The organism is Nonomuraea sp. NPDC059007, from assembly GCF_042740555.1.
GTDB lineage: Bacteria > Actinomycetota > Actinomycetes > Streptosporangiales > Streptosporangiaceae > Nonomuraea.
The window spans coordinates 236,976-259,790 of record NZ_JBHYJD010000007.1 but is presented as its reverse complement, the minus strand read 5'-3'; the positions used below and the strand labels follow the sequence as shown (position 1 = coordinate 259,790).

The following is a 22,815-nucleotide window of genomic DNA, read 5'->3' as shown; positions in this document are numbered from 1 at the left end:
TTCCCGTGTGGAATCCCAGATCATCTCGCTGACCACCGGGTCACGCGAGACGGTGCACGACATCACCCCGCAGTGCGCGGAGTTCGTGCGTGAGCAGGGCGGCGACGGGCTTTTGCATGTCTTCGTCCCGCACGCGACCGCCGGGGTGGCGCTGATCGAGCTCGGCGCGGGCAGCGACGACGACCTGCTGGCCGCGCTGGCCGGCCTGCTGCCCGCCGACGATCGCTGGCGGCACGCGCACGGTTCGCGCGGTCACGGACGGTCGCACGTCATGCCCGCGCTGATTCCGCCCTATGCGACGGTGCCGGTCCTCGGGGGACGGCTGGCGCTGGGAACCTGGCAGTCGATCGCGGTCGTTGACCTGAACGTCGACAACCGTGAACGCCACGTTCGTCTGTCGTTTTTGTCGGGTTGATTCGGACGGTCCTGTCGCCGTACCCGTGGCGACCGTTGACGACTGAGGGTCACAGCGTGTGGACTGTCCCGAAGCGATAAACCGCAAAATGCGGGGCCACTCAAGCAGGAGGGATAAACGTGAGCGCGACCGCGGGTCAGGCGCAGGGCGAGCGCGGCCTGGCCGAACGACTCGGCCTCAAGCCGGGTCAGGTGGTGCAGGAGATCGGTTGGGACGAGGACAGCGACGAAGAGCTTCGCTCGTCAATCGAGAACCTGACCGGCAATGAACTGCTCGATGAGGACAGTTACGACGTCGTAGACGTGGTGCTGATGTGGTGGCGCGACGGTGACGGCGATCTCTTCGACGTTCTGAGCGACGCCATGCGATCACTCGCAGAGGGCGGCCAGATCTGGCTGCTGACTCCCAAGGCCGGTCGCGACGGCCATGTGGAGCCGAGCGACATCGGGGAGGATGCCGCTACCGCGGGCCTTTCGCAGACGAGCAGCATCTCCGCCGCACCCGATTGGTCGGGGACCAGGCTCGTCGGCCCCAAGGGCCGACGCTAGGGAGCAGAGCGCCTGCCATGATGGCCGTGTGAACCCACTGGTAGGCGCCCTAGCTCCCGACTTCGAACTCCAGGACCAGCACGGCGCCCCGGTCAAGCTCTCCGCCTTCCGGGGCCGCGAGGTCGTGCTGGTCTTCTACCCGCTGGCCTTCAGCAACGTCTGCAACAGCGAGTTGTCGGCCTTGCGGGACTTTGTCACGGACGCGCAAATTCTGACTGTCTCCGTGGACTCTCTTTTCTGCCATCGTGCATGGGCGGACCAAGAGGGCTACACATTCCCACTGCTGTCGGATTTCTGGCCACACGGACAGGTCGCGCGGGCGTACGGTGTGTTCGATGAGCAGAAGGGGCTCGCGCAGCGGGGGACCTTCATCATCGACGGCGCGGGCGTGGTCCGTTGGTCGGTCGTGAACCCGATCGGCACGGCGCGCGACGTGGCCGACTATGCCAAGGCACTCGCCGAGATTTCGTGACAACGGAGGATGCGATGCCCTGCTACAACTGCGGGGCCCGGCAGACCGACCCGGTACGCGGCGCGAGCCCCTGGAAGCGTGGGGTGCGCGACGAGTCCCAGGTGCTCATCTGCCCGGACTGTCAACGGCTGCACGACCTCGACCTGGACACGTGCGGCACCTGCGGGTCCAGCGCGCTGATCTGCCGGTTGGGCGAGGTCGAATGCCGCTCGTGTGGTTCTGTCCGGCAGGCGCGATCGGGGGATCCGCTGGTGCCAGAATCACCGCCCGGCCTGTCGGCCGAGGTCGAGGCCGCTCTGAACCGGGTACTGGGCCGGGCGTGACGGTCTCGGGCCGGCCACATTTTTCCGGACATATGCTGAGCTGCGCTATCGTCTCCTTTCGTGTCCGCAATGAGTTCGTTCGTCGTCGCGCTCGACGTCGGTGGCACGTCCATGAAGGGCGGCCTGGTCAGCGAGTCCGGCGTGGTGCTCCTCACCGAGCGCCGCCCGACCCCCCGCGAGGAGGGGCCGGACGCCGCGGTGACGGCGATCCGCGACTTCATCAGCCATCTCGCCGCATCCGGTGACGGCATCCCGTCCGGGGTCGGCCTCGCCGTACCCGGGCTGGTGTCGGAGAACTCCGCGGTCTACTCCGCGAACATCGGCTGGCGCGACGTGCCCGCCGCCGACTTCACCGCCCTCGACGTTCCGGTACGGCTCGGCCACGACGTCCAGACCGGCGGCCTGGCGGAGAACGTCCTGGGCGCCGGGCAGGGGGTGGACGACTTCCTCTTCCTGCCGATCGGTACCGGAATCGCCGGAGCCCTGATCCTGCGTGGCGAGCCGTACGGCGGTTCGTCCGGATGGGGCGGCGAGATCGGCCACATCCCGGTCTTCCCGGACGGCGAGCAGTGCGCCTGCGGCCAGTTCGGCTGCCTGGAGACCTATGCGTCGGCCGCCTCCGTGGGCCGCCGCTACAGCCAGCGTGCGGGCCTGTCCGGCGTGAAGGCCGAAGAGGTAGTGGCCTCCGACGACCCCCTCGCCGTAGAGGTCTGGGACGAGGCGGTAGAGGCCCTCTCCCTGGCCCTGGCCACCTACACCCTCCTCCTGGACCCCAGCATGATCGTCCTGGGCGGCGGCCTGGCCGAGGCGGGCCCCGCCTTGTTCGACCCGGTCTGCACCCGGCTCGTGAAGCGCCTGGCCTTCCGCGACGCGCCCCCGCTGGTGCCGGCGGCACTCGGCGTGGACGCCGGCATGCTGGGCGCGTCCCTGCTGGGCTGGCGCGCCGCCGGCCGCCCCGACCTCGGCCCCGGCTGGACGGTCAATGTGCGCTCGGCACCGTTGGTGTCGTAAGGTGTAGTGCCGTTCGGGACGATTAGCTCAGCGGTAGAGCACTCGCCTTACAAGCGAGGGGTCACTGGTTCGAACCCAGTATCGTCCACCCAGTTCACGCCCTGTTTTCCAGGTGCGAGCGAAGATCGCTAACTGTGGACTGGGAGAGATTTGGGAGATGATCTTTCTTGTTGGTCTCCCGATGGGGCTTCAAGAGATGATCGAGTAGCGGGACCGGAAGCCTCCCATCCGCCATCGCCGCCCATTCCCGGGAGAGATCCCTCCCATCGCTTCTGGAGCCTGGCCGTGATCAGCTTGATCATGGCAGGCGAAGTGTGGGGGTACGTGCCCGCCAGGTCGGCAAGCACCGGATAGCCCGGCCGGTCCTTCGCGTCAGCATGCCGACCGTCGGCTGCCGACCGTCGGCTGCCGGGCGGGAGCGCCGCCTGCCGAAGTTGGACCTGCGCTCATGGTCGCCGTCCTCGGGTAGGAAGACGTACCTTCCCCCACCGCAGCCTCTGCTGCCTGTGCATGAACACGCGCCCGAATCGTGGCGCTGGATCTGCGTCGACAGTAGATCGCTCAGACACGGAGGCAGGTGGATGTCGCGGTAGGAGTCGTCCTTGGGTGGCTTCTTCAGCCAGCGGCCTTTGAACTCGTACAACTGCTGCTCGACGCGGATCTTGGACAGGCGCAGATACTGGCGCTCCAGCCCGATCGTGCCCGCCGACCGTGTCGAGCACCCGGTCTCGGTCGTGTACACAGCAGACGACGGGCACCCCTCTATCCGGGTCGCCACCTGCATGGAGGTGGCTGAGGTCGTCGCCGCCGTACGAGACGAGGCTCTCGAAGCGTTACGGCAACGCGCCGAGAAGGCCGAGCAGCGTGAAGAGACGCCCGAACATGTCGCAGCGAGCAACAAGTGCCACGTGCAGGTCATGGCAGCCGAGCTGGCGCAGGCCGAAGCAAGAATCGCCCGCGTCCACGCTCTCGCCCACACGTACGAGGTGAACGCGCGAACCATCGATGGTGTGGCGCGCCGGAACTTCTTCGAGCTGTTCGCAGAGGAACTGTGAGGCGCAATGAGCCGCAGGGGGACGCTTCGGGGGAGCTTCGCCCCTACGAGTTCCCCTTCACTGGCCAGCAGGTTCGCCCTGCATGGTCGGAGACGAGCCCTGGTTCGTCGCAGCCGGCGCGTGTGGCATCCTCAAGCACTCCAACGCCTCGATGGCCGTCAAGGGCCTGGATGAGGATGAGAAGCGGACCATAGAAAGGTCCAGCTCAGAAGCCCTAAGTTTCGCTGACCTCTTCGCCGACCTGCGGATTCAGTCCGTCACTCTGATCAACGAGTCCGGTCTCTACTCGCTCGTGATGCGTAGTCACGTACCCGCAGCCAAGGCGTTTCGCCGCTGGGTCACCCACGAGGTGCTGCCCTCGCTGCGCAATGACGTCCGTTTCGACGTCCGCAAGGTCAGCAATCGAGAACTCGCTCAGATGGTCATCGCCGAAGCCGACCGCGCCGACCAGGCCGAGAGCCGCGCCGTTACCGCCGAGTCCCGAGTTGCCGAACTGGAGCCCGCCGCCGCCCAGGCTGAGCTGTATGCCTCCGCCGACGGCCTCACCACGAAGCGCTCCTTCACACGTGACGTCCAGCAGTGGGCAACCGATCGGGGCGTCAAGGTCATCCAGAAGCAGGTCTTCGACTTCCTCGCCCACATCGGGCTCATCATGCGCATTGCGAGCAGCGAGCACGACCAGGCCACCGCTTAGGCCATTAGGTACGGCAGGGGAAAGAACGCCACCAAGAAGGTCGAGATGCCGGATGGCATGATCATCAAGGTGAAGTACGGCAAGCTCACGTCGAAGGGCGAGGAGTACGCCTGGAAGAAGATCTACGCCGTCGTAGGGGAGCATGGCACCCTCGACGCAAAAGTGATCCGGGGCGCAGCGGTCCCGGTCGGCTGACCTCAACGGCTCGGGCGAGTAACCGACTCGTCCGAGCCGGCCATCTGAGGAGGCTCCTGCTGGCCCACCTGTGGGTGCAAGAAGGGCGAGTATGCCCGACACCGGCGTAGGAGGATGAAACGGTGAGCAACCCAGACGGCGCGTCGGGAGTGTTGTAGACGATGACACCTATGACCGATCTCGACCAGCGCAAGGCCATCACAGCGTTCTTCCAGGCACACAGTAAAGGTTGGAAAGCGCTCGCTAGGCAGAAGCGGTGGCTGGTCGAAGGCATGGTCGCTATCGGCGGCATAAGAGTGCTGGACCGACTCAGGTTCGACCTCGTGGACTGCCCTTGCTGCATCGAGGAAGACGAAAGGGAACGCCGTCTTTCTTGGATGAAGGCTGAATACCACCGGCGAAGGAGGAACCGCCGATGAGCACCTGCACGTACGAGATCCGCCACCACCCCAACCTCAGCTGGTGGGACGGTCGACACGGGGTCTACGTGGTCGGCCGGTACTGCACGGGCCTGATCGGACGCGCATCTACCAAGTGGGGAGCACGCAGGCTCATCAAGGACATCCTGGCCTGCGAGGGAGCGTCGCAGGCGTACACCCTCGTTGAGGTCGTTCGAGCGCCAGCCCTTTCCGGGGAGGAGCGGTGAGCGACCCAGACGGCCGGCATCAGTGCAACCGCCCAGAAGACGCGACAGACTCGCAGTGGCGCTGCCCGCGATGCGGGCAGGTATGGGAGCCGCTATCGTCCGAGCACGCCACACCCCCCAGACGCGTTAAGCCAGCGCAGCCCTTCGTCACCACCGATCGGATCGTGCTCGTACTCGCTGCGGCCAGCGGCGTGATGATGGTCAGCACGTGGGCGCCGGAGCTGGGTACTGACGGCGCGGTCGTGGCGGTAGTGGGTTTGGCAGCCATCGGCGTCGGTGTCGCGGTCGCTTTCTGGCAGCACCGACGGCGCTATCTGAGGAACCGCAGATGACCTCTACGCTCGAACCGCTCGTCTACGACTCGTTTTGCCAGCTCATGACCCGCTTCTCGGCAACCTGGAGTATGGACACCTCGGGGGAGGAGCACTGGCAGGTCGCGCTACGCGACCACGCCGCCAGGCTGGCTTTCCCAGAGTGGCTCTGCGGCCCAGATGACTGGACTAGCCTTGCCGCGCTCTTCACCGACGACGGCGCTCCGTACACCGAGGTGGCTGTGTACAGGAATCACAACCGCATCCACTACCACGTGTACCGCGGGGATGAGTTGACCGCGTTCTGGAACAGGCTGCTAGGCGAGATCAGCGAGTGATAGGGCCAGACGATATGCCGCCAGTAGAATGATCCCAACCTGCTACGTAACATCCGGTAGCTCCCTCCGGCACCATCTACCGCCGCACCGACGGCGCATATTGGTGGGTGGCAGACGTCCTCCCCGTGGAGGTCGCCCCAGACGACTGTCGGCTCACCGTAGCTGAATGGTTAAATCTGCCGCCGCAGTAAACCTGACTCATGGAGCTCTATCCAAGAGGAAGTCGGCAACCAGGCTGGACTGGGCCCGTACGTGCTTGCGAACGATCTTTCGGAGTTCTTCGTCTTCTTCTCCAGATATCTCGCGCATCTCGCGGAGCTTGCTCTGCATACTGTTCAGGTGGTCATGGAGTGTGTGGCCGCAGCTCCGATCCACCAGCCATGCGGTAGGCCATCTCGCCACGGAACTGCATGATCGCTTCCCGATCGTCTGGATCCAGTTCATGAACGGCCTGCCCAAGCCATCAATCGCGCGAGCCTAGTCTCGTGCCGCCTGGTCAACGACACCACAGCCCATGCGATCAGGGCGGCGACCATGCCTCCGACGAGCGAAGAAACGAACCCCTGCATCAGGTTCGGCCACACGCCAGTAATCACGTCCCAGCTCATGAGCCAAGCGTGGCAATTCCTCTTATGGGGTGAGCCGATTGTCATCTGTTGATGCTGATTGGTAATGAAACGAGTCCGAGCAGATAGCGGTCCTCCGTCCTGACCCGGAGAACCGTTCCCGCCCCTCGCATATCACCCGTTCAAGTGGTCTCCCGTACAGCGTATTCGGGGAAGCCCACAATGTCGTTCATCGTCGAGATCAGCGACCTATTTGCAGGTCCGTGCATGAACGGCTTCCGCCGGAAGGTCCGCGCTCACGAACAGGCCACCAGCACCTACAACGTCGAGGCGTGGCGTCTGCCGCTCGAATGGCCCAACGAGCCCGTCAAGCCCGAAGAGCCTCGCCCGTACCCGGTGTACGGCGAAACCGTCTACTGCTCGTCCTGTGCGTACGAGCACAAGGCGATGCTGTCCAAGCTCGATGGCGCCGCCTGCGCGAGTCTGACGGCTTGCGCGGCGAGACCAATCAGGTGAAGCTCTCCGGCAGCCCGGAGAGCTTCACGGTCTCGATGACGATCGAGGCCTGGACGAGTTCGACTCGTGGCTGCGTTCCTGGGAGTCCGCCTACCTCGGTATCGACCCTTCGCCCGCACAGGTGCTCTTGCCGACTCCATCACGCTCGGGATCGCGTGGCTGGTCGCCCGCGCTGAACGCATCCTCGCCCGTCTGGACATGGGGCAGGACTTCGGGCAGGAGATCCGCCGCTGGTACATCAAGCTCGCCGTCTACGACCCGTCAGAGTTGACAGCCAAACCCCGTCGCACGGGCAAGACGCTTCGCTGCCCCCAGTGTCACCTGGCGACGCTCTCGCAGCTCGACGGAGAGGACAGGATCGAGTGCCACAACCGTGGCTGCGCGGAGGTCCGGCGGTTCTCACCACGGGCGAGTACGAGGCTATGGTGGACTCCGCGATCCAGGTGGCGAGGGCAGGATGAGCGAGCAGTGCCCCATCTGCCACGGCCGCGGCGAACTCCCCAACGAAAAACGTGTGCTCTCCCGGACTGCGGTCGGCGGTTCCGGTGGCAGGACGACGCGCGGAAACGCAGTCGGCCGCGACGGGACTCCATCTACTGCTCCCGGTCGTGTCAGCACGTCGCTCACAACTGGATATGCACCTTCCCGGTGCGCTGGCAGCGGCTACGTCAGGTTCGACTCCTGTCGTCTCCCCTCGTGGAGGCGACGCCCATGGGGGGGCATCACACCGTCGCCGCTTCGATCTCGGGAGGGATACAACTTCAGAGCACGCCCGGTGCGTAGGCAGCGGATACTTCCTCTGCTGAAGGAGAGACGGGTGGGGCCGCAGAAGCTGAGGGGCTTTTCCTGGTCAGCGTGGGCGGCGGGTCTTCTTGGCGCGGCCTGACGGTGTGGCGCGGCTCTGGGCGGGCTTTTTGGGCTTGCGCTGGGCCGGCTTCTCCGGGGCATTACGGCCGCGCGTGCTGTTGACTGTTCGGCCGCGGACGATGCCGATGAAGTCGTCCACCAGGTCGGTGGTCGCCTCCGTGGGCCAGGCCAGGGCGATCTGGGACTGTGGCGCGTCCGGCACCGGGCGGTAGGTGAGGTCCTTGCGGTGGTGGAGGCGGGCCAGTGACTGCGGGACCAGGAGTACGCCGGTGCCCGCCGCCACCAGTTCCACGGCCTCGGCCGTCGTGGGCGGGCGGGTGAAGGCGGGTTCGCCGGGCCGGGTCGTCCATTCGATGGTGTCGTCCAGCGGGTGCAGTACCTCTTCGGTGGACAGGTCCGCGACGGCGACCTCGTCGACCGCGGCCGCCGCGTGGTCCTTGGGCACCACTACCACGGTGGTCTCGACGTAGAGGGGGATCACGCTGAGGCCGTCGCGGTCGATCGGGAGGCGGACGAAGGCGGCGTCGGCGCCGCCGTCGCGCAGCACGGTCACCACCTCGGCGGCGGTGGCCGCGACCAGGGTGAGTGGCACCTCGGGCTTTCTCTCGGCCCAGATGTTGACCCATTTCGCGGGCGTCACCCCCGGCACGTACGCCAGCCGGAACCCCGTACCGTTCTCCCCACCAGTCACCCGCCCAGGGTACCGATGGCCGGAGACCGCGTTCCGAGTGACTACCCTTGAGGCCATGACCTCGCCCAAGACGAAGACCACCCAGACGATGAAGCCCGCGACCGCGGCCAAAAAGCTGGGTGTCCTGCTCTCGGCCACTCCCGCCGAGTTCCAGGAGGGCGTCGTCTCCCGGGACGAGCTGAACGAGCTGCAGTCGAAGCCGCCCGCCTGGCTGGCCGACCTGCGGCGCAACGGCCCGCATCCCAAGCAGGTCGTCGCGGCGAAGCTCGGGGTCTCCATCTCCGGCCTGGTCAGAGGCGGCGTCGACGAGCCGTTGACCACCGCCGAGATCGAGGCGCTGAAGGTGGAGAATCCCGCGTGGCTGGAGCGCGAGCGTTCCCTCCAGGCCGAGGCCCGCAAGGAAGCCCTCAAGGCCAAGCAGGGCTGAACGGCATGTCCGTCGTGGACGACCGGGAGCTCCCGCGGACCGTGGACGAAGCGGTCGCGGCGGAACGGGCGGGGCGATCTCTGCGATACCTGTTCTTCTGGGGGCATCGGCCGGATCGCGACGGCCGGGCCGGGCCCGGGTGCCTGTCGCAGTGGTGGCCGGCCTCCTTCACCGAGGACGGGCACGTCTTCGCCACGGCCGAGCACTACATGATGGCGCACAAGGCCTGGTTGTTCGGCGATCACGACGCCGCCCGCGCGATCCTTGCCGCGGCGCACCCCGGAGAGGCCAAGACGCTGGGCCGGGCCATCCGGGGGTTCGACGACGCGGTCTGGGCCGAGCGTCGGTTCGGGATCGTGGTCCGCGGGAACGCCGCCAAGTTCGGGCAGCACGCGGACCTGCGGGAGTTCCTGCTGGGCACGCGCGGGCGGGTGCTGGTGGAGGCCAGTCCCGGCGACCGTGTCTGGGGGATCGGGCTGACCGCCGCGGATGAGCGCAGCGCGCGGCCCTCGACCTGGGAAGGGCTCAACCTGCTCGGGTTCGCGCTGATGGCCGCACGGAACGAGCTGTGAATACCCCCGGTCAACAAATCTGAATGACTGGCGAATGACCGGTAAAACTCCGACAACCCCCGTGGATTGGGAAATATCTGGGTTATCTGGGATCGTTGAAGGCTCGGCGGCGTGGGGAGCGTCGCTACGGGCTGCGACCCGCCAACCGAGCGCGTGAGGTCACGTACCGGGGCCCGCATCGTCTACGCATGAGGTGAGCCTTGGTGGTCAATGCCGTGATTTCGCAGGATGCCGTCTTTCTGTCCGCCGGTGGGAACACCACCGCGCGGACTCTCGTGGACATTCTTCATGAGAGTGCCGCCGCCCACCCCCACGCGCCCGCGCTCGACGACGGCGTGAGCGTTCTCGACTACTCCCGGCTGGCCAAAGAGGTGGCGCACCTGGCCGGTTCGCTGGGCGAGATGGGCATCGGGCCGGGGGAGCGGGTCGGGATCCGGGTGCCGTCGGGCGGCAACGATCTTTATGTGGCCATCCTGGCGGTGCTGGCGGCGGGGGCGGCGTACGTGCCGGTGGACGCCGACGATCCCGAGGAGCGGGCCGCGCTCGTCTTTCAGGAGGCCGACGTCGCGGCGGTGATCGGGACCGAGGGGATCACGAGCAGGCGCCCCGCCGGGGCCGGCGCGCGGCCGCCGGTGCCCGAGGACGACGCCTGGATCATCTTCACCTCCGGGTCCACCGGCAAGCCCAAGGGTGTGGCGGTCAGCCATCGCAGCGCGGCCGCCTTCGTGGACGCGGAGGCCGGGCTTTTTCTTGAGCTGGGGCCGGGGGATCGGGTGCTGGCGGGGTTGTCGGTGGCGTTCGACGCCTCGTGCGAGGAGATGTGGCTGGCGTGGCGCAACGGCGCCTGCCTGGTCCCGGCGCCGCGCTCGCTGGTGCGCACCGGGATGGATCTCGGGCCGTGGCTGGTGGAGCGCGGGATCACGGTGGTGTCGACCGTACCCACGCTGGCGGCGCTGTGGCCGGCAGAGACGCTGGACGGCGTGCGCCTGCTGATCTTCGGCGGCGAGGCCTGCCCGCCCGAGCTGGCCGACCGGCTGAGCACCCCCGACCGGGAGGTCTGGAACACCTACGGCCCCACCGAGGCCACCGTCGTCGCGTGCGCGGCGCCGCTGGTCAGGGGGGAGCCGGTGCGGATCGGGCTGCCTCTGCGGGGCTGGGACCTTGCCGTGGTCGACCAGGCGGGCAGGGCGGTGGCCATGGGGGAGACGGGCGAACTGGTCATCGGGGGCGTGGGGCTGGCCCGTTACCTCGATGAGGAGAAGGACCGGGAGAAGTACGCGCCGCTGGAGTCGCTCGGCTGGGACCGCGCGTACCGCAGCGGTGACCTGGTCGTGGCCGATCCCGCCGGGCTGCTGTTCGTCGGGCGGGCCGACGAGCAGGTCAAGCTGGGCGGGCGGCGGATCGAGCTGGGCGAGGTGGACGCCGCCCTCCAGGCGCTGCCCGGGGTGACGGGCGCGGCGGCCGCGGTCAAGACCACGGCCTCAGGACACCAGCTTCTCGTCGGCTATATCGTGACAAATGGGGAAATATCCGACGCGCGGGAACAGCTTGAAGCCGTGCTGCCCGCCGCCCTCGTCCCCCGCCTGGCCGTTGTGGACCACCTGCCCACGCGTACCTCGGGGAAGATCGACCGCGACGCGCTGCCCTGGCCCCTCGGCGACGAGGACGAGGAGGCCGCCGACCTCGACGGACTCCAGGCGTGGCTGGCCGAGCAGTGGCAGGACGTCCTGGGGCAGCGGGTCAGCGGCCCCGACGCCGACTTCTTCACCGCGGGCGGCACCAGCCTGGCGGCGGCGCGGCTCGTGTCGACGCTGCGCGGCAGGTATCCGGACGTGGCGGTGGCCGACCTCTACGACCATCCGACCCTCGGCGCGCTGGCCGACCGGCTCGAAGAGCTGGAGCGGCCCGCCGAGGAGAACACGCGCGTCGTGCTGCCGATGCCGCGCCGGGCGGCGCTGGTCCAGACGGCGCTGATGCTGCCGCTGCTGACCGTGCGCGCGATGCCCTGGGTGGTCGGCGCCCTCGCGGTGGGCAATCTGACGAACGTCCTCGCGGTCGCCTGGTGGTGGGTGATCGCGGGCGCGCTGCTGTTCCTGACGCCGTTCGGCCGCCTGTCGCTGGCGGCGGGCGCGGCGCGGCTCGTCCTGCGCGGCGTCAAACCGGGCGTGTACGCCCGAGGCGGCGCCACCCACCTCAGGGTCTGGTTCGCCGAGCAGCTGGCGGCGGGTCTGGGCGTGGGCGGTCTCGCCTCCGCGCCCTTGATCACCTACTACGCGCGGGCGCTGGGCGCGCAGGTGGGCGAGGACGCCGACCTGCACACGATGCCGCCCATCACCGGCATGCTCAAGCTCGGCAGGGCCGCCGCGATCGAGCCCGAGGTGGACCTCACCGGTTACTGGCTGGATGGCGACCTGTTCAGGCTCGGCGAGATCAGGATCGGGGCCGGCGCGACCGTCGGCGCCAGGTCGATCGTTCTGGCGGGCGCGCGGATCGGGAAGAACGCCCAGATCGCCCCCGGCTCGGCGGTCGGCGGCGACGTCCCGGCCGGGCAGCGGTGGGCGGGGGCGCCGGCCGTACGGAAGGGGAAGCTGACGCCCAAGGCGCCGGCGCCCCGCAGGTACCGCCGGTGGAGCGTGACCTACGGCGTGTCCGCGATGGCGTTCAGCCTGATCCCGCTGCTGGCCGTGCTGCCCGGGATCGCCGTCCTCGGCCCGGCCGGCATCGCGGCGGCGACCGTCGTCTCGATGGTCAGCATGGCGCTGCTGCTGCTCGTGGCCGTCAGGCTGCTGTCGATCGGGCTGCGCGCGGGCAGCCACCCGGTGCACAGCCGTACGGCGTGGCAGGCCTGGGCGACCGAGCGCCTCATGGCCATGGCCAGGGTGTGGCTGTTCCCGCTGTACGCCAGCGGGCTCACCCCGATGTGGCTGCGCGCGCTCGGCATGAAGGTGGGCCGCGACGTCGAGCTGTCCACCGTGCTGGCGCTGCCCTCGATGACCGAGGTCGGCGACGGCGCGTTCCTGGCCGACGACACCAAGGTCGCCCCGTACGAGCTGTCGGGCGGCTGGATGCGCCTGGACCACGTGCGCATCGGCAAGCGGGCGTTCGTCGGCAACTCGGGCATGACCGCGCCCGGCCGCAAGGTGCCCAAGGACGGGCTGGTCGGTGTGCTGTCGGCGGCGCCGAAGAAGGCCAAGGCGGGTTCGTCCTATCTCGGGATGCCGCCGGTCAAGCTGCGCAGGACCGCCCAGAGCGGCGACACGGGGCGTACCTATGACCCGCCGCTGCGTTTCAAGGTGGCGCGGGCGCTCGTGGAGGTGTGCCGGGTGGTTCCGGCGATCGCCACGGCCGCGCTGGCGGTGCTCGTCGTCACCGCGCTGGTCACGATCGCGCGCGACCTCCATCCGGTCGCCGCGGTGCTGCTCGGCGGCGTGGTGCTGGCCGCGGCCGGGTTCGTGGCGGCGGCGGTGTCCGTGGTGGCCAAGTGGGCGCTCATGGGCCGGATCCGGCCCGGCGACCGGCCGCTGTGGAGCGCGTTCGTCTGGCGCAACGAGCTGGCGGACAACTTCGTCGAGGTGCTGGCCGCGCCCTGGTTCGCCACCTCATGGCTCGGTACGGCCGGCCTGAACGTCTGGCTGCGCGCCCTGGGCGCCAAGGTCGGCAGGGGCGTGTGGTGCGAGACCTACTGGCTGCCGGAGATCGACCTGGTCAGCCTGGGTGACGGCGCCTCGGTCAACCGCGGCTGCGTGCTTCAGACCCACCTGTTCCACGATCGGGTCATGAGCATCGATACAGTCGAGCTGGCTGAGGGTTCCACACTCGGCCCGCACGGGGTGGTGCTGCCCGCGGCCACGGTCGGGAGCAACACCACGATCGGCCCCGCCTCGCTGGTGATGCGCGGCGAGTCGCTGCCCGCGCGGACCCGGTGGTACGGCAACCCTGTCGCCGCGTGGCATCAGGCAGCGTGATCGACGGGAGGATGGTGCGGTACTTCCCCGACCGTGGCGACGACGGGTACTCCGTCCGGCACTACGACCTGGCACTCGACTACCGGCCGGGGCCCAACCGGCTGGCCGGCGTCGCCAAGCTGGACGCGGTCGCCGCCGAGCCGCTGGAGCAGGTGCGGCTCGACCTCGGCCCGCTGCACGTCTCCCAGGCGCTGGTCAACGGCATGCGCTGCCGGTTCACGCACGGCGGCGGCAAGCTCCGGCTGACCCCCGGCGGGCGGCTGCCCGAGGGGCGTGAGTTCACCGTCGAGGTCCGGTACTCGGGCAACCCCAGGCCGGTGCCCAGCCCGTGGGGCGGGCTCGGCTGGGAGCAGTTGGAGGACGGCGCGCTCGTGGCCAGCCAGCCGACCGGCGCGTCCTCCTGGTTCCCGTGCAACGACCGGCCGTCGGACAAGGCGACCTACCAGATCGCGGTGACGACGGCCACGCCGTACACGGTGGTGTGCAACGGGCAGCTCACCTCGACGCGGCGGGCGGGCTCGCGCACGACGTGGGTTTACCACGAGGCGGTGCCGATGGCCTCCTACCTCGCGAGCGTGCAGATCGGCCGTTACCAGCTCGGCGACCTGCCGGGTGAGGTGCCGCAGCGGCTGGCCGTGCCGGCGTCGGCGGCGGTGCGGGCGCGGCGGATGCTGGCCCGGCAGGACCGGATGATGCGCGTCTTCACGGAATGGTTTGGTCCCTACCCGTTCGCGGAGTACGCGGTGGTGGTGACCGAGGACGACCTGGAGATCCCGGTCGAGGCCCAGGGCATGTCGATCTTCGGGCCGAGCCAGCTCGCCGAGGAGCGGCTGGTGGCGCACGAGCTGGCCCACCAGTGGTTCGGCAACAGCCTGACGCTGGCCCACTGGCGCGACATCTGGCTGCACGAGGGCTTCGCCGCCTACGCCGAGTGGCTGTGGTCGGAGGAGTCGGGCGGCGAGAGCGCCGCCTCGCACGCGCGCCGCTGGCACGCGGCGCTCAGCGCGCAACCCGCCGACCTGGTGCTCGCCGACCCGGGGCCGAAGCGCCTGTTCGACGACCGGGTCTACAAGCGGGGCGCGCTCACGCTGCACGCGCTGCGCGGGGTGCTGGGCGAGCCGGCGTTCCGCTCGGTGTTGCGCGAGTGGGCCGACGGGTACCGCCACGGCACCGTCAGCACCGGCCGCTTCACCGAACTCGCCGGCCGTTACGCCCCCGAGCCGCTGGACACGTTCTTCCTGTCCTGGCTCTATTCGGAACGGCTCCCGCCGCTGTCGTAGACCTCAGGAGCGGACGAGACGGGCGATCGCGTCGGCCGCCTCCTTGACCTTCAGCTGCGCCTCCTCGCCGCCCTTCTTGGTGGCCTCGGCGACGCAATGCGCCATGTGCTCCTCCAGGAGTGCCAGGGCGAACGACTGCAGGGCGCTGGTCGTCGCCGACACCTGGGTGAGGATGTCGATGCAGTACTTGTCGTCCTCGACCATCCGCTGCAGGCCCCTGGCCTGGCCTTCGATCCTGCGCAGCCGCCGTAGGTGCTCCTGCTTGTTCTCGGTGTATCCGTTCACGTGACCCCGTCCTCTCGTCACCAGTCGTAACGTCATACCCCCCTACCGTATTTCCTCCGATGCCTTACGGGGGTAGGGTCTCCATAACTTGAACATAGATGTTCGACTTATGGAGGTGGTGGTCATGGGCCGCTGGGCCGTACTGGGACTGCTGGGGCTGGCGCAGTTCATGCTGATCGTCGACATCACGGTGGTGCAGGTGGCACTGCCCACGATCGGGAAGGAGCTCGAGCTCGACCGGGAGGCGCTGACCTGGGTGGTGACGACGTACACGCTGGTGTTCGGCGGGCTGATGGTGCTCGGCGGGCGGCTGGCCGACGCCTTCGGCGCGCGGCGCACGCTGCTGGCCGGGCTCGGGGTGTTCGCCGCGGCCTCGCTGGTGTGTGGGGTGGCGGGCGACGGGGCGACGCTGATCGCCGGGCGGGCGTTCCAGGGGGTCGGGGCGGCGCTGATGTCGCCGTCCGCGCTGGCCGTCATCACCCGGACCTACCACGGCGAGCTGCGCAACCGGGCGCTGGGCGTCTGGGGCGCGATCGGCGGGTCCGGCGCGGCCGTCGGCGTCCTGGCCGGCGGGCTGCTGACCGCGGGGCCGGGGTGGAGCTGGGTGTTCTACGTCAACGTCCCGATCGGGCTGGCCGTCCTGGCGGTGCTGCCCCGGCTTGTCGGGCGGGACGAGCCCCATGCCGGCGGCCGCCGGGTCGACGTGCCGGGAGCGGTGACGGTGACGCTGGCCACCGCGCTGCTCATCTACGGGCTGGTCGGCGCGGGCGACGCCGGGTGGGGCGCGTTCTCCACACTGGCCGCGCTGGGCGGCGCCGTCCTCGGGTACGGGCTGTTCGTGCTGGTCGAGCGGAAGGTGCGGACGCCGCTGATGCGGGCCGAGACGATGGCCAGGCGGGCCGTGGTCTCGGGGACGTTCGTGATGCTGGCGGCCACGGGCCTGCTGCTCGGGCTGTTCTTCGTCAGCTCGCTCTACCTGCAGCACGTCCTCGGCTACGACGCGCTGGCGACCGGGCTGATCTTCCTGCCGGTGGCCGTCGCGATCACGCTCGGGGCGCACCTCGGCGGGCGGCTGGTCGGGAAGGTCGGCGGGCGGCCGGTGGCCCTGGTGTCGTTCGCGCTGACCGCGGCCGGCGCGGCCCTGATGATGCGGATCTCGCCGGACGCGAACGTCTGGACCACGCTGGTGCCCGGGTTCGTGCTGGCGGCGTTCGGGATCGGGCCGGCGTTCGTCACGGCGACGACCACGACCATGGCCAACGTGCCGGCCGGTGAGGCGGGCGTCGCCTCCGGCGTGATCAACACCTTCCACGAGCTCGGCGGTTCGATCGGGGTGGCGGTGGTCTCCACGATGGCCGCGGCGAGCCTCGCGCCCGGGGCGGCCGGCGTCGAGGGCTTCACCGGGGCGCTGCTGCTGTGCGTGATCGTGGCCGCGGTGGCGGCCGTGGTCTCGTCGGTCCTGGTGCCGGCGGGCGTGCCGGCCGGGGTCACCGTGGGGCACGGGCACGGGCACTGACGTCTCGGGCACGAAGGCGTTGAGCGGCGCCTCCGGCAAGGGGCTGGGATACAGCCTGGGCGGTGCGCTGACGGTGACGGGGGATGCGCGACGTGGACATGGCGTGAACGATGCCGACGCCGGAAAAGCACTAGACGGAAGTTCTAATGTAGTGGCATCTTCAACTATGGGGGCCCCGTAATCACATGAACCGGAGAGGGTTGACTTGTGAGCACGGTGCGAGAACGGGGGGCCTGCGGGACGGCGACGATCTCCCTGATCGAGGGCGAGCGTGCTCTGCACGCCGAGGGGGACCTGAACACCGCACGCCACCACTTTGACGCCGCCTATCACGAGGCGGAGTGCGACGGCGACACCGTCGCGCTCGCCAGGGCGGCACTCGGTCTCGGCGGCATCTGGGTGCACGAGCACCGCACCGCCGCCGAGGCGCAGACGATCCGCGTCCGGCAGCGCCATGCCCTGACCCTGATCGACCCGCGCTCGCCGCTGGCGTTACGGCTGCGTGCCCGCCTGTGCGGTGAGGAGGACTACCGCTCCGGCCGCCACGCCGCGATCCTGGCCATGCTCACCCAGGCCAGGCACTCGGGCGACCCGGTGGCGCTGGCCGAGACGCTCAGCCTCGCCCACCACTGCGTCCTCGGCCCCGAGCACGGCGTGCTGCGCCACGAGCTCGCCGAGGACATGATCGGCCAGGCCAGCAGGACCGGCCGCCGCGGCGACCTGATGATGGGGCTGATGTGGCGGACCGTCGACCTGTTCCTGGCCGGCCACCCGCACGCCGCACGCTCGCTCGACGAGCTGCGCGCGCTCCTGGACGAGACCGACCACCTGGCCGTCGGCTTCATCGTCAGCGCGATCGACGTGATGCTCGCCATCAGGGCCGGCCGCTTCGCCCAGGCCGAGCAGCTCGCCGCGGAGAGCGGGGAACGCGGCGCGCGGGCCGGCGACATCGACGCCGCCGGCTGGCCCAGCGGCCAGGTCGCGATCGTCCGCTGGTACCAGGGGCGGTTGCCCGAGCTGCTGCCGATCCTCACCGAGCTGGTGAACTCCTCCGTGCTCGGCGTGCTCGACTACTCCTATCTCGCCGCCACCGCCACGGCCGCCGCGGGAGCCGGGGAACGCCGCCTGGCCGTCAACATGCTGGCCCGCCTGCGCGGCCAGGACCTCGCCCGCCTGCCCAGCTCCAGCGTGTGGCTGACCACCCTGTACGGCGTGGCCGAGGCGGCCCACCTGCTGGGCGAGGCCGACCTGTCCGCCCAGACCTACGAGCTGCTGCGGCCCTACGCCCACCTGCCGGCGATCACCAGCCTGGGCGTCGCCTGCCTCGGCTCGGTGCACCACCCGCTGGGCGTCGCCAGCCTGACCACCGGCGACATCGCCCGCGCCGTGGTCCACTTCGGCGAGGCCGTCCGCGCCAACCTGGCGCTCGGGCACTGGCCCGCCGTGGCGTTGTCGCGCTGGCGGCTCGGCCAGGCCCTCGCGCTGCGCGGCGAACCGGCCGAGCGGGAGCTGGAACTGGCCGCGCAGGAGGCGGCCGAGATGGGGATGGTGCTGCCCGCCTCGCCCTCCGGTACGGCCCGCCGTACCGGAAAGGTGGTGTGCAGGAGGCGCGGGCCGCAGTGGCAGTTCGAGTTCGGCGCCCGCTGCGCGCACGTGGACCACAGCGTGGGCATGGGCCATCTGGCGACGTTGCTGGCCAACCCCGGGCGCGAGGTCCGGGCCGGCGACCTGGTCACCGGGCCGGCCGCGACCGAGGCGGTCTCCACCCAGCCGCTGCTGGACGAGGAGGCCAAGCGCGCCTACCAGCAACGGCTCGGCCAGTTGCAGGACGACATCGACGAACTGGAGTCCATGAACGATCTGGAACGCGCCACGGCGCTGCGTGCCGAGCACGACTGGCTGGTCACGGAGCTGGCGGCGGCGGCCGGGCTGGGCGGGCGGACCCGGTCGTTCGCCGGCACCGACGAGCGGGCCAGGATCTCGGTGGGCAAGGCGATCCGGCGGGCCATCGGCCGGATCGCGGAGGCGGACCCGGTCATCGGGGCCGAACTGCGCGCCACTGTCCAGACCGGGCAGCGCTGTGTCTACCAGCCCCGCTGACTCAGTCGGTGCAGGTGAGCTTGGGCTCGGGCTGGTAGACGGTGGTGAACTTCTGCCTGCGCAGCTCCTTGCCGTCCCGCTTGAAGATCCGCCACACGTCGATGGTGAAGCCCTGGACGCCGCTCATCGGCTGGCACTTGGGCCCGGACTCCTCCAGCGTGGGGAAGCTCTTGATGTTGTAGCGGGCGGAGCTCTGCGACTCGACCTCGTAGCGCTTGGTGCTCCAGAACTGCACGGTGATCGAGGTCGAGGTGTAGGAGGTCTTGATCAGCACGCCGTACTTGGAGTCGTTCTTCCACCGGAAGTCCGGCTGCGGGTAGGAGACCGTCGACTCGCGGCCCGCCGGGTAGCGCGAGATGTAGTACATGTGCGGCATGTGCTGGACGTCCTCGAAGCCGCCGAAGAAGACCGCGTTGAACATCGCGGTGGCGAACTGGGAGACGCCGCCGCCGACGTCGTTCACGAAGCGGCCGTTGAGGATCATGGGCGCCTCGACGAACCCGCGGGCCTTGTCGCGCTTGCCGACCAGGCCGTTGAGCGAGAACGTCTCGCCGGGCTTCACCACGTGGCCGTCGACGATGCCGGCGATCGTGTGGATGTTGGTCACGCGCGGCGCGCAGCACGGGTGGTTGGAGGTGTAGGAGGCGACCCGCTCCTTGACGCCCAGCTTGCCCGCCGCCTCGGTGGTCAGCCTGGCCCGCGTGACCTTGACCGGCGCCTTGGCGGTACGCTCACCGGCCGCCACCGCCTCGGCCACGGCCGTCCCGAGCTCCTCGTCGTCGATGCCCTTGCCGTCGCGCGCGGGCACGACCTTCGGCCGGCCGGACACGATCTTGAAGCCGGCGTCGCGGGGGAGCTGACTCGCCTCGACGAGCCGCTTCTCCAGGCCGGGGGCCACCGCCTTGGCGTCGAAGACCGGCTTCATCGTGCCGCCGTCGCCGGTGAAGCTCAGGCCCGCGGCCAGCTCGGCGCGGGTGATCGCCGCCTCGCGGGTGCCGCTGGTCACGGTGAGGTCGGCCGCGACGGCCGTACGCGCCGTGGTCGAGGCCACCTCGCGCACCTCCTTCGCCGGTACGGCCGGCGGCAGCGTCCTGGTGACCAGCTTCACCGGCCCGCCGTCGCCCAGGAAGGCGCCGCGCACGGCGCTCGCCGCCGCCGCCCGGTCCAGCGCCAGCCCCTTCTTCGGCATGGCCGTACGCGGCTCCAGCCCCCGGTAGGAGATGACGCCTTCCTTCGGCTTGCGGTCCACGGTCTTGGCCAGGGCGGTGATCCGCTCGGTGAGCGCCCGCTCGTCCACCTTGACGACCGGCTGGAGCTCGCGGCTGCCGAAGATCGAGCGCGCGACGCCGACCGGGGTCCAGGAGCCGTCCATCGCCGCCGCCACCGTGGCCGCGACGTCCACGGACAGGCCGAGCTCGACCGGCTCCAGCCGGGTCTTCTTGCCCGCCGCCGTCACCTCGACGGGCCGGGTGGCCCGCGGGCGCAGCTCGCGTTCCAGCCGCGAGCGCGCCTCCTCGGGTGACAGCCCGCCGATGTCCACGCCCGCGACCTTGGTGCCCGGTGGCACTTCTCCGGCCAGCATGATCGCCGGTACGGCGTAGGCCAATACGGCCACGCCGAGCACGGCGGCCAGGATCACGAGGGTCTTCGGCATTTTGGGCATTCAGGTCTCTCCGGGCATCAGGTATTCGCCGGTCTGAAGAGTACGTTGAACACGCCACCACCGTCGCCCGAGTCGTGCACGACCCCGTCCTCGGTGACCGCCAGCAGGCGGTTCCCGACCGCCGCGAAGGCGACCGCGGGGCCCGGCAGGGTGCCCGCCGGGCGCCACGAACGCCCGCCGTCGCCGCTGGAGTGGATTCTGCCGCCGGTGTCGACACCGGTCAGCTTCTTGGCCGCCGCCACGTGGGTGAGCGGGGGCGCCTTGCGTACCGGCTCGAAGTCCATGCCGCGGTTGGCGCTGACCTTGAGGCCGTCCCGGGTGGCCGCGTAGAGGCGGTCGCCCGAGAAGGCCAGGTCGTTCACCTGCTCCGTGGCGCCCTGCGTCCAGGTCCTGCCGCCGTCGCCGCTGGCGCGCACCCGGCCGGTGACGCTGTCGAAGGCGTAGAGGTCGGCGCCCGCCGGCTCCAGCGCGTGGAAGTCGGCGCTGCCCTCCTCCGAGACGGTCGTCCAGGTGGCGCCCGCGTCGGTCGTGCGGATCAGGCCCAGGTTCGGCGGGGCGTCAGGGGTGGACTCGCCGGGATGGCCGCTGGCCAGGAACGTCTTCGGGCCCACCACGCTGAAACCCATGTGGTCCTGGACACGCCCGGCCACGCGCTGGGCGCTCCGTTCGCCGGTGACCTTGAACAGCCCGTAGTGGGCGGCCAGGTAGACCGCGCCGTCGGCCGGGTCCACGCCGACGCCGTGGACGTGGCCGATGCCGGGATCCTGTCCGGCGGCGGGCGGCGCCTGCGCGCAGGCGGTGGCGGCCAGGAGGAGGAGACAGGTGAGGATTCTGGGCATGGCCAGATACTACTATTGGTCATCGTAGATGGGCTGCCCGGCCGCGATGCGGCGCTTGAGCTTGATCAGGTCCTTGGGGGAGTTGGCGGCCACCGCGCCGACCAGGACGTCCTCGCGAGTGAAGGCCACCGCGAACCGGTCCTCCTCCGGCGAGCCCGTCACGACCGTCGCGGCGTCGGCCAGATGCGGCAGGCCGGCGGTCTGGATGCGGCTGCCGTGCACGCTGGTCGCGAAGTTCGGCACGTCGGCGAACGCCCGGGACTTCCCGGGGCCGGCCAGCAGGTTGCGGGCCGCGGCGGCGCCCTGCTCGTTGGCGTTGGACCAGTGCTCGACTCTGACCATGGCGCCGCCGTACAGGCTGTGGGGCCAGCGCGCCACGTCGCCGGCGGCCACGATCCGCGCGGACCCGCGCGCGAACAGCGTCTCCTCCACCAGCACCCCGTCGTCGACGGGCAGCCCGCTGCCGTCGAGCCAGTCGGTGTTCGGCACCACGCCCAGGCCCGCCACCACCAGGCCGGCCGGGATCGCGCGCCCGTCGGCCAGCAGCACCCGCCCCTCCTCGACCGCGCGCACCCGGACGCCCGAGACCAGCTCGACGCCGCTGCGCTCGTGCAGCCCGGCCAGCCACGCGGCCGCCACGTCGCCCAGACCCGCGTGCATCGGGAAGCGGCCCGAGTCGATCAGCGTGACCTTGAGCCCCAGCTCGCGGGCGGTGGAGGCGACCTCCCCGCCGATGAACCCGGCGCCGACCACCACCACGTGCTCGTGCCCGCGCTCCAGCTCCGCGCGCAGGGCCAGCGCGTCCTCCAGGTTCCGCAGCGTGTGCGCCGCCTCCATCCGGCGCGGGCGGGCGCCGGTGGCGATGACCAGGCCGTCGTAGCCGAGCTCGGCGCCGTCGTCGAGGGTGAGCGTCCTGGTCGCGGGATTCAGGTGTACGGCGGTGCGTCCGCGCGACCACGAGTCGTCCAGCTCGCCGGCGCCGGGCAGGAGGATGTCGTCGTCGCCGCGCAGGAGGCCCTTGGACAGCGGCGGCCGGTTGTAGGGCAGGTGTGTCTCGGCGCCGACGAGGGTGATCTCGCCGTCGAAGCCTTCCTGGCGCAGCGACTGCACGGCACGCAGGCCGGCCAGCGAGGCGCCCACCACGATGATCTTGTTGAGGGTTCGCATGAGGGAGGACTATACCCCCTATGGGTATATCGGCAGGACTTGCGCTCCCGGCTGTCGGGTGCGTATGTTGCTGACCATACCCGTTGGGGGTATCTATGGAGAAGGAGTTGGGACGAGATGAGCACGACGACGTTCGCGGTGACCGGGATGACCTGCAACGGCTGCGCCAACAAGGTGAAGGGCGAGATCGGCAAGGTTGACGGCGTGTCCCAGGTGGACGTGGAACTGGCGACCGGGCGGGTGACCGTGACCGCCGACGGTGTGACCGACGCGCGGATCATCGACGTCGTGGAAGAGGTGGGCTACGAGGCCGTCGTGGTCTGAACGGTGTGCGGGACGGAGGAGGGCCGGGC

Annotated in this window: 24 protein-coding genes and 1 tRNA gene; 20 read left to right on the top strand and 5 right to left on the bottom strand. The window is 69.9% G+C overall.

Translation table 11 applies throughout. The annotated features are described in order from the left end of the window. The first annotated feature begins 7 nt into the window (after positions 1–7). From ACFWY5_RS14280 to ACFWY5_RS14220, 13 genes are all read left to right on the top strand, one after another. Entirely contained in the window at positions 8–415 is a 408-nt protein-coding gene (locus ACFWY5_RS14280; RefSeq protein WP_379632135.1) for a secondary thiamine-phosphate synthase enzyme YjbQ, read from the top strand. A 119-nt stretch (positions 416–534) separates the two neighbouring features. After that, positions 535–963, top strand: a complete 429-nt coding sequence (locus ACFWY5_RS14275; protein WP_184974631.1) for a DUF3052 domain-containing protein — start codon at positions 535–537, stop codon at positions 961–963. 28 nt (positions 964–991) lie between these two features. Further along, positions 992–1,435: a peroxiredoxin gene (locus tag ACFWY5_RS14270; RefSeq protein WP_379632133.1), complete on the top strand. Its 444-nt coding sequence runs from the start codon at positions 992–994 to the stop codon at positions 1,433–1,435. Continuing rightward, a complete protein-coding gene (locus ACFWY5_RS14265; RefSeq protein WP_379609548.1) occupies positions 1,432–1,758 on the top strand; it encodes a hypothetical protein in 327 nt (108 codons plus the stop codon). Before ACFWY5_RS14270 ends, ACFWY5_RS14265 begins: the two co-directional genes overlap by 4 nt. 69 nt (positions 1,759–1,827) lie before the next feature. Continuing rightward, the gene (locus ACFWY5_RS14260) at positions 1,828–2,769 is read left to right on the top strand and encodes an ROK family protein (protein WP_379632131.1); all 942 of its coding nucleotides are present in this window, start codon (positions 1,828–1,830) and stop codon (positions 2,767–2,769) included. A gap of 16 nt (positions 2,770–2,785) precedes the next feature. Continuing rightward, a tRNA-Val gene (locus tag ACFWY5_RS14255) sits at positions 2,786–2,857 on the top strand. A 514-nt stretch (positions 2,858–3,371) separates the two neighbouring features. Further along, entirely contained in the window at positions 3,372–3,824 is a 453-nt protein-coding gene (locus ACFWY5_RS14250; protein ID WP_379609550.1) for a hypothetical protein, read from the top strand. Positions 3,825–3,906: 82 nt separating this feature from the next. Further along, positions 3,907–4,518, top strand: a complete 612-nt coding sequence (locus ACFWY5_RS14245) for a Bro-N domain-containing protein (RefSeq protein WP_379609551.1) — start codon at positions 3,907–3,909, stop codon at positions 4,516–4,518. Positions 4,519–4,563: 45 nt separating this feature from the next. Further along, complete coding sequence (locus ACFWY5_RS14240) at positions 4,564–4,713, top strand: hypothetical protein (protein ID WP_379609552.1); 150 nt, start codon at positions 4,564–4,566, stop codon at positions 4,711–4,713. 170 nt (positions 4,714–4,883) lie between these two features. Then, positions 4,884–5,132, top strand: coding sequence for a hypothetical protein (locus ACFWY5_RS14235; RefSeq protein ID WP_379609553.1), 249 nt, complete (start codon positions 4,884–4,886; stop codon positions 5,130–5,132). Next, on the top strand, positions 5,129–5,359 hold the full coding sequence (locus tag ACFWY5_RS14230) for a hypothetical protein (RefSeq protein ID WP_379609554.1): 231 nt from the start codon (positions 5,129–5,131) through the stop codon (positions 5,357–5,359). Before ACFWY5_RS14235 ends, ACFWY5_RS14230 begins: the two co-directional genes overlap by 4 nt. A 328-nt stretch (positions 5,360–5,687) precedes the next feature. Next, positions 5,688–6,008: a hypothetical protein gene (locus ACFWY5_RS14225; RefSeq protein ID WP_379609555.1), complete on the top strand. Its 321-nt coding sequence runs from the start codon at positions 5,688–5,690 to the stop codon at positions 6,006–6,008. A gap of 788 nt (positions 6,009–6,796) precedes the next feature. After that, positions 6,797–7,090, top strand: coding sequence for a hypothetical protein (locus ACFWY5_RS14220; protein WP_379609556.1), 294 nt, complete (start codon positions 6,797–6,799; stop codon positions 7,088–7,090). An 850-nt stretch (positions 7,091–7,940) separates the two neighbouring features. Here ACFWY5_RS14220 and ACFWY5_RS14215 read toward each other — a convergent pair. Beyond that, positions 7,941–8,648: a LysR substrate-binding domain-containing protein gene (locus tag ACFWY5_RS14215; protein WP_379609557.1), complete on the bottom strand. Its 708-nt coding sequence runs from the start codon at positions 8,646–8,648 to the stop codon at positions 7,941–7,943. Positions 8,649–8,703: 55 nt separating this feature from the next. On the opposite strand from ACFWY5_RS14215, the gene ACFWY5_RS14210 reads away from it, so the two are divergent. From ACFWY5_RS14210 to ACFWY5_RS14195, 4 genes are all read left to right on the top strand, one after another. Then, on the top strand, positions 8,704–9,075 hold the full coding sequence (locus ACFWY5_RS14210; RefSeq protein ID WP_379632129.1) for a DUF5997 family protein: 372 nt from the start codon (positions 8,704–8,706) through the stop codon (positions 9,073–9,075). A gap of 5 nt (positions 9,076–9,080) precedes the next feature. After that, the gene (locus ACFWY5_RS14205; RefSeq protein WP_379632127.1) at positions 9,081–9,647 is read left to right on the top strand and encodes an NADAR family protein; all 567 of its coding nucleotides are present in this window, start codon (positions 9,081–9,083) and stop codon (positions 9,645–9,647) included. A gap of 275 nt (positions 9,648–9,922) precedes the next feature. Further along, entirely contained in the window at positions 9,923–13,612 is a 3,690-nt protein-coding gene (locus ACFWY5_RS14200; protein ID WP_379632125.1) for a Pls/PosA family non-ribosomal peptide synthetase, read from the top strand. Further along, the gene (locus tag ACFWY5_RS14195) at positions 13,594–14,892 is read left to right on the top strand and encodes a M1 family metallopeptidase (protein WP_379609561.1); all 1,299 of its coding nucleotides are present in this window, start codon (positions 13,594–13,596) and stop codon (positions 14,890–14,892) included. The genes ACFWY5_RS14200 and ACFWY5_RS14195 overlap by 19 nt, the downstream gene beginning before the upstream one ends. Before the next feature lie 3 nt (positions 14,893–14,895). Here the strand turns inward: ACFWY5_RS14195 and ACFWY5_RS14190 are convergent, their stop codons facing one another. Next, positions 14,896–15,213 (bottom strand): metal-sensitive transcriptional regulator, encoded by a 318-nt coding sequence (locus tag ACFWY5_RS14190; protein ID WP_379632123.1) that lies wholly within the window; start codon positions 15,211–15,213, stop codon positions 14,896–14,898. A gap of 73 nt (positions 15,214–15,286) precedes the next feature. Between ACFWY5_RS14190 and ACFWY5_RS14185 the strand changes: the two genes are divergently transcribed. Both ACFWY5_RS14185 and ACFWY5_RS14180 read left to right on the top strand, forming a co-directional pair. Continuing rightward, positions 15,287–16,693, top strand: coding sequence for an MFS transporter (locus ACFWY5_RS14185; protein WP_379632121.1), 1,407 nt, complete (start codon positions 15,287–15,289; stop codon positions 16,691–16,693). Between the two features lie 207 nt (positions 16,694–16,900). Further along, complete coding sequence (locus tag ACFWY5_RS14180; protein WP_379609564.1) at positions 16,901–18,793, top strand: hypothetical protein; 1,893 nt, start codon at positions 16,901–16,903, stop codon at positions 18,791–18,793. A gap of 1 nt (position 18,794) precedes the next feature. On the opposite strand, the gene ACFWY5_RS14175 is transcribed toward ACFWY5_RS14180, so the two are convergent. Genes ACFWY5_RS14175 through ACFWY5_RS14165 form a run of 3 tightly spaced genes read right to left on the bottom strand, consistent with a single transcriptional unit; the run spans position 18,795 to position 22,462 of the window. Then, on the bottom strand, positions 18,795–20,447 hold the full coding sequence (locus tag ACFWY5_RS14175) for a VanW family protein (protein WP_379609565.1): 1,653 nt from the start codon (positions 20,445–20,447) through the stop codon (positions 18,795–18,797). A 26-nt stretch (positions 20,448–20,473) separates the two neighbouring features. Continuing rightward, positions 20,474–21,295 (bottom strand): F510_1955 family glycosylhydrolase, encoded by an 822-nt coding sequence (locus ACFWY5_RS14170; RefSeq protein ID WP_379632119.1) that lies wholly within the window; start codon positions 21,293–21,295, stop codon positions 20,474–20,476. Positions 21,296–21,307: 12 nt separating this feature from the next. Then, positions 21,308–22,462 (bottom strand): NAD(P)/FAD-dependent oxidoreductase, encoded by a 1,155-nt coding sequence (locus ACFWY5_RS14165; protein WP_379632117.1) that lies wholly within the window; start codon positions 22,460–22,462, stop codon positions 21,308–21,310. A gap of 117 nt (positions 22,463–22,579) precedes the next feature. Between ACFWY5_RS14165 and ACFWY5_RS14160 the strand changes: the two genes are divergently transcribed. Next, complete coding sequence (locus ACFWY5_RS14160) at positions 22,580–22,786, top strand: heavy-metal-associated domain-containing protein (RefSeq protein ID WP_379609568.1); 207 nt, start codon at positions 22,580–22,582, stop codon at positions 22,784–22,786. The last annotated feature ends 29 nt before the right edge of the window (positions 22,787–22,815 follow it).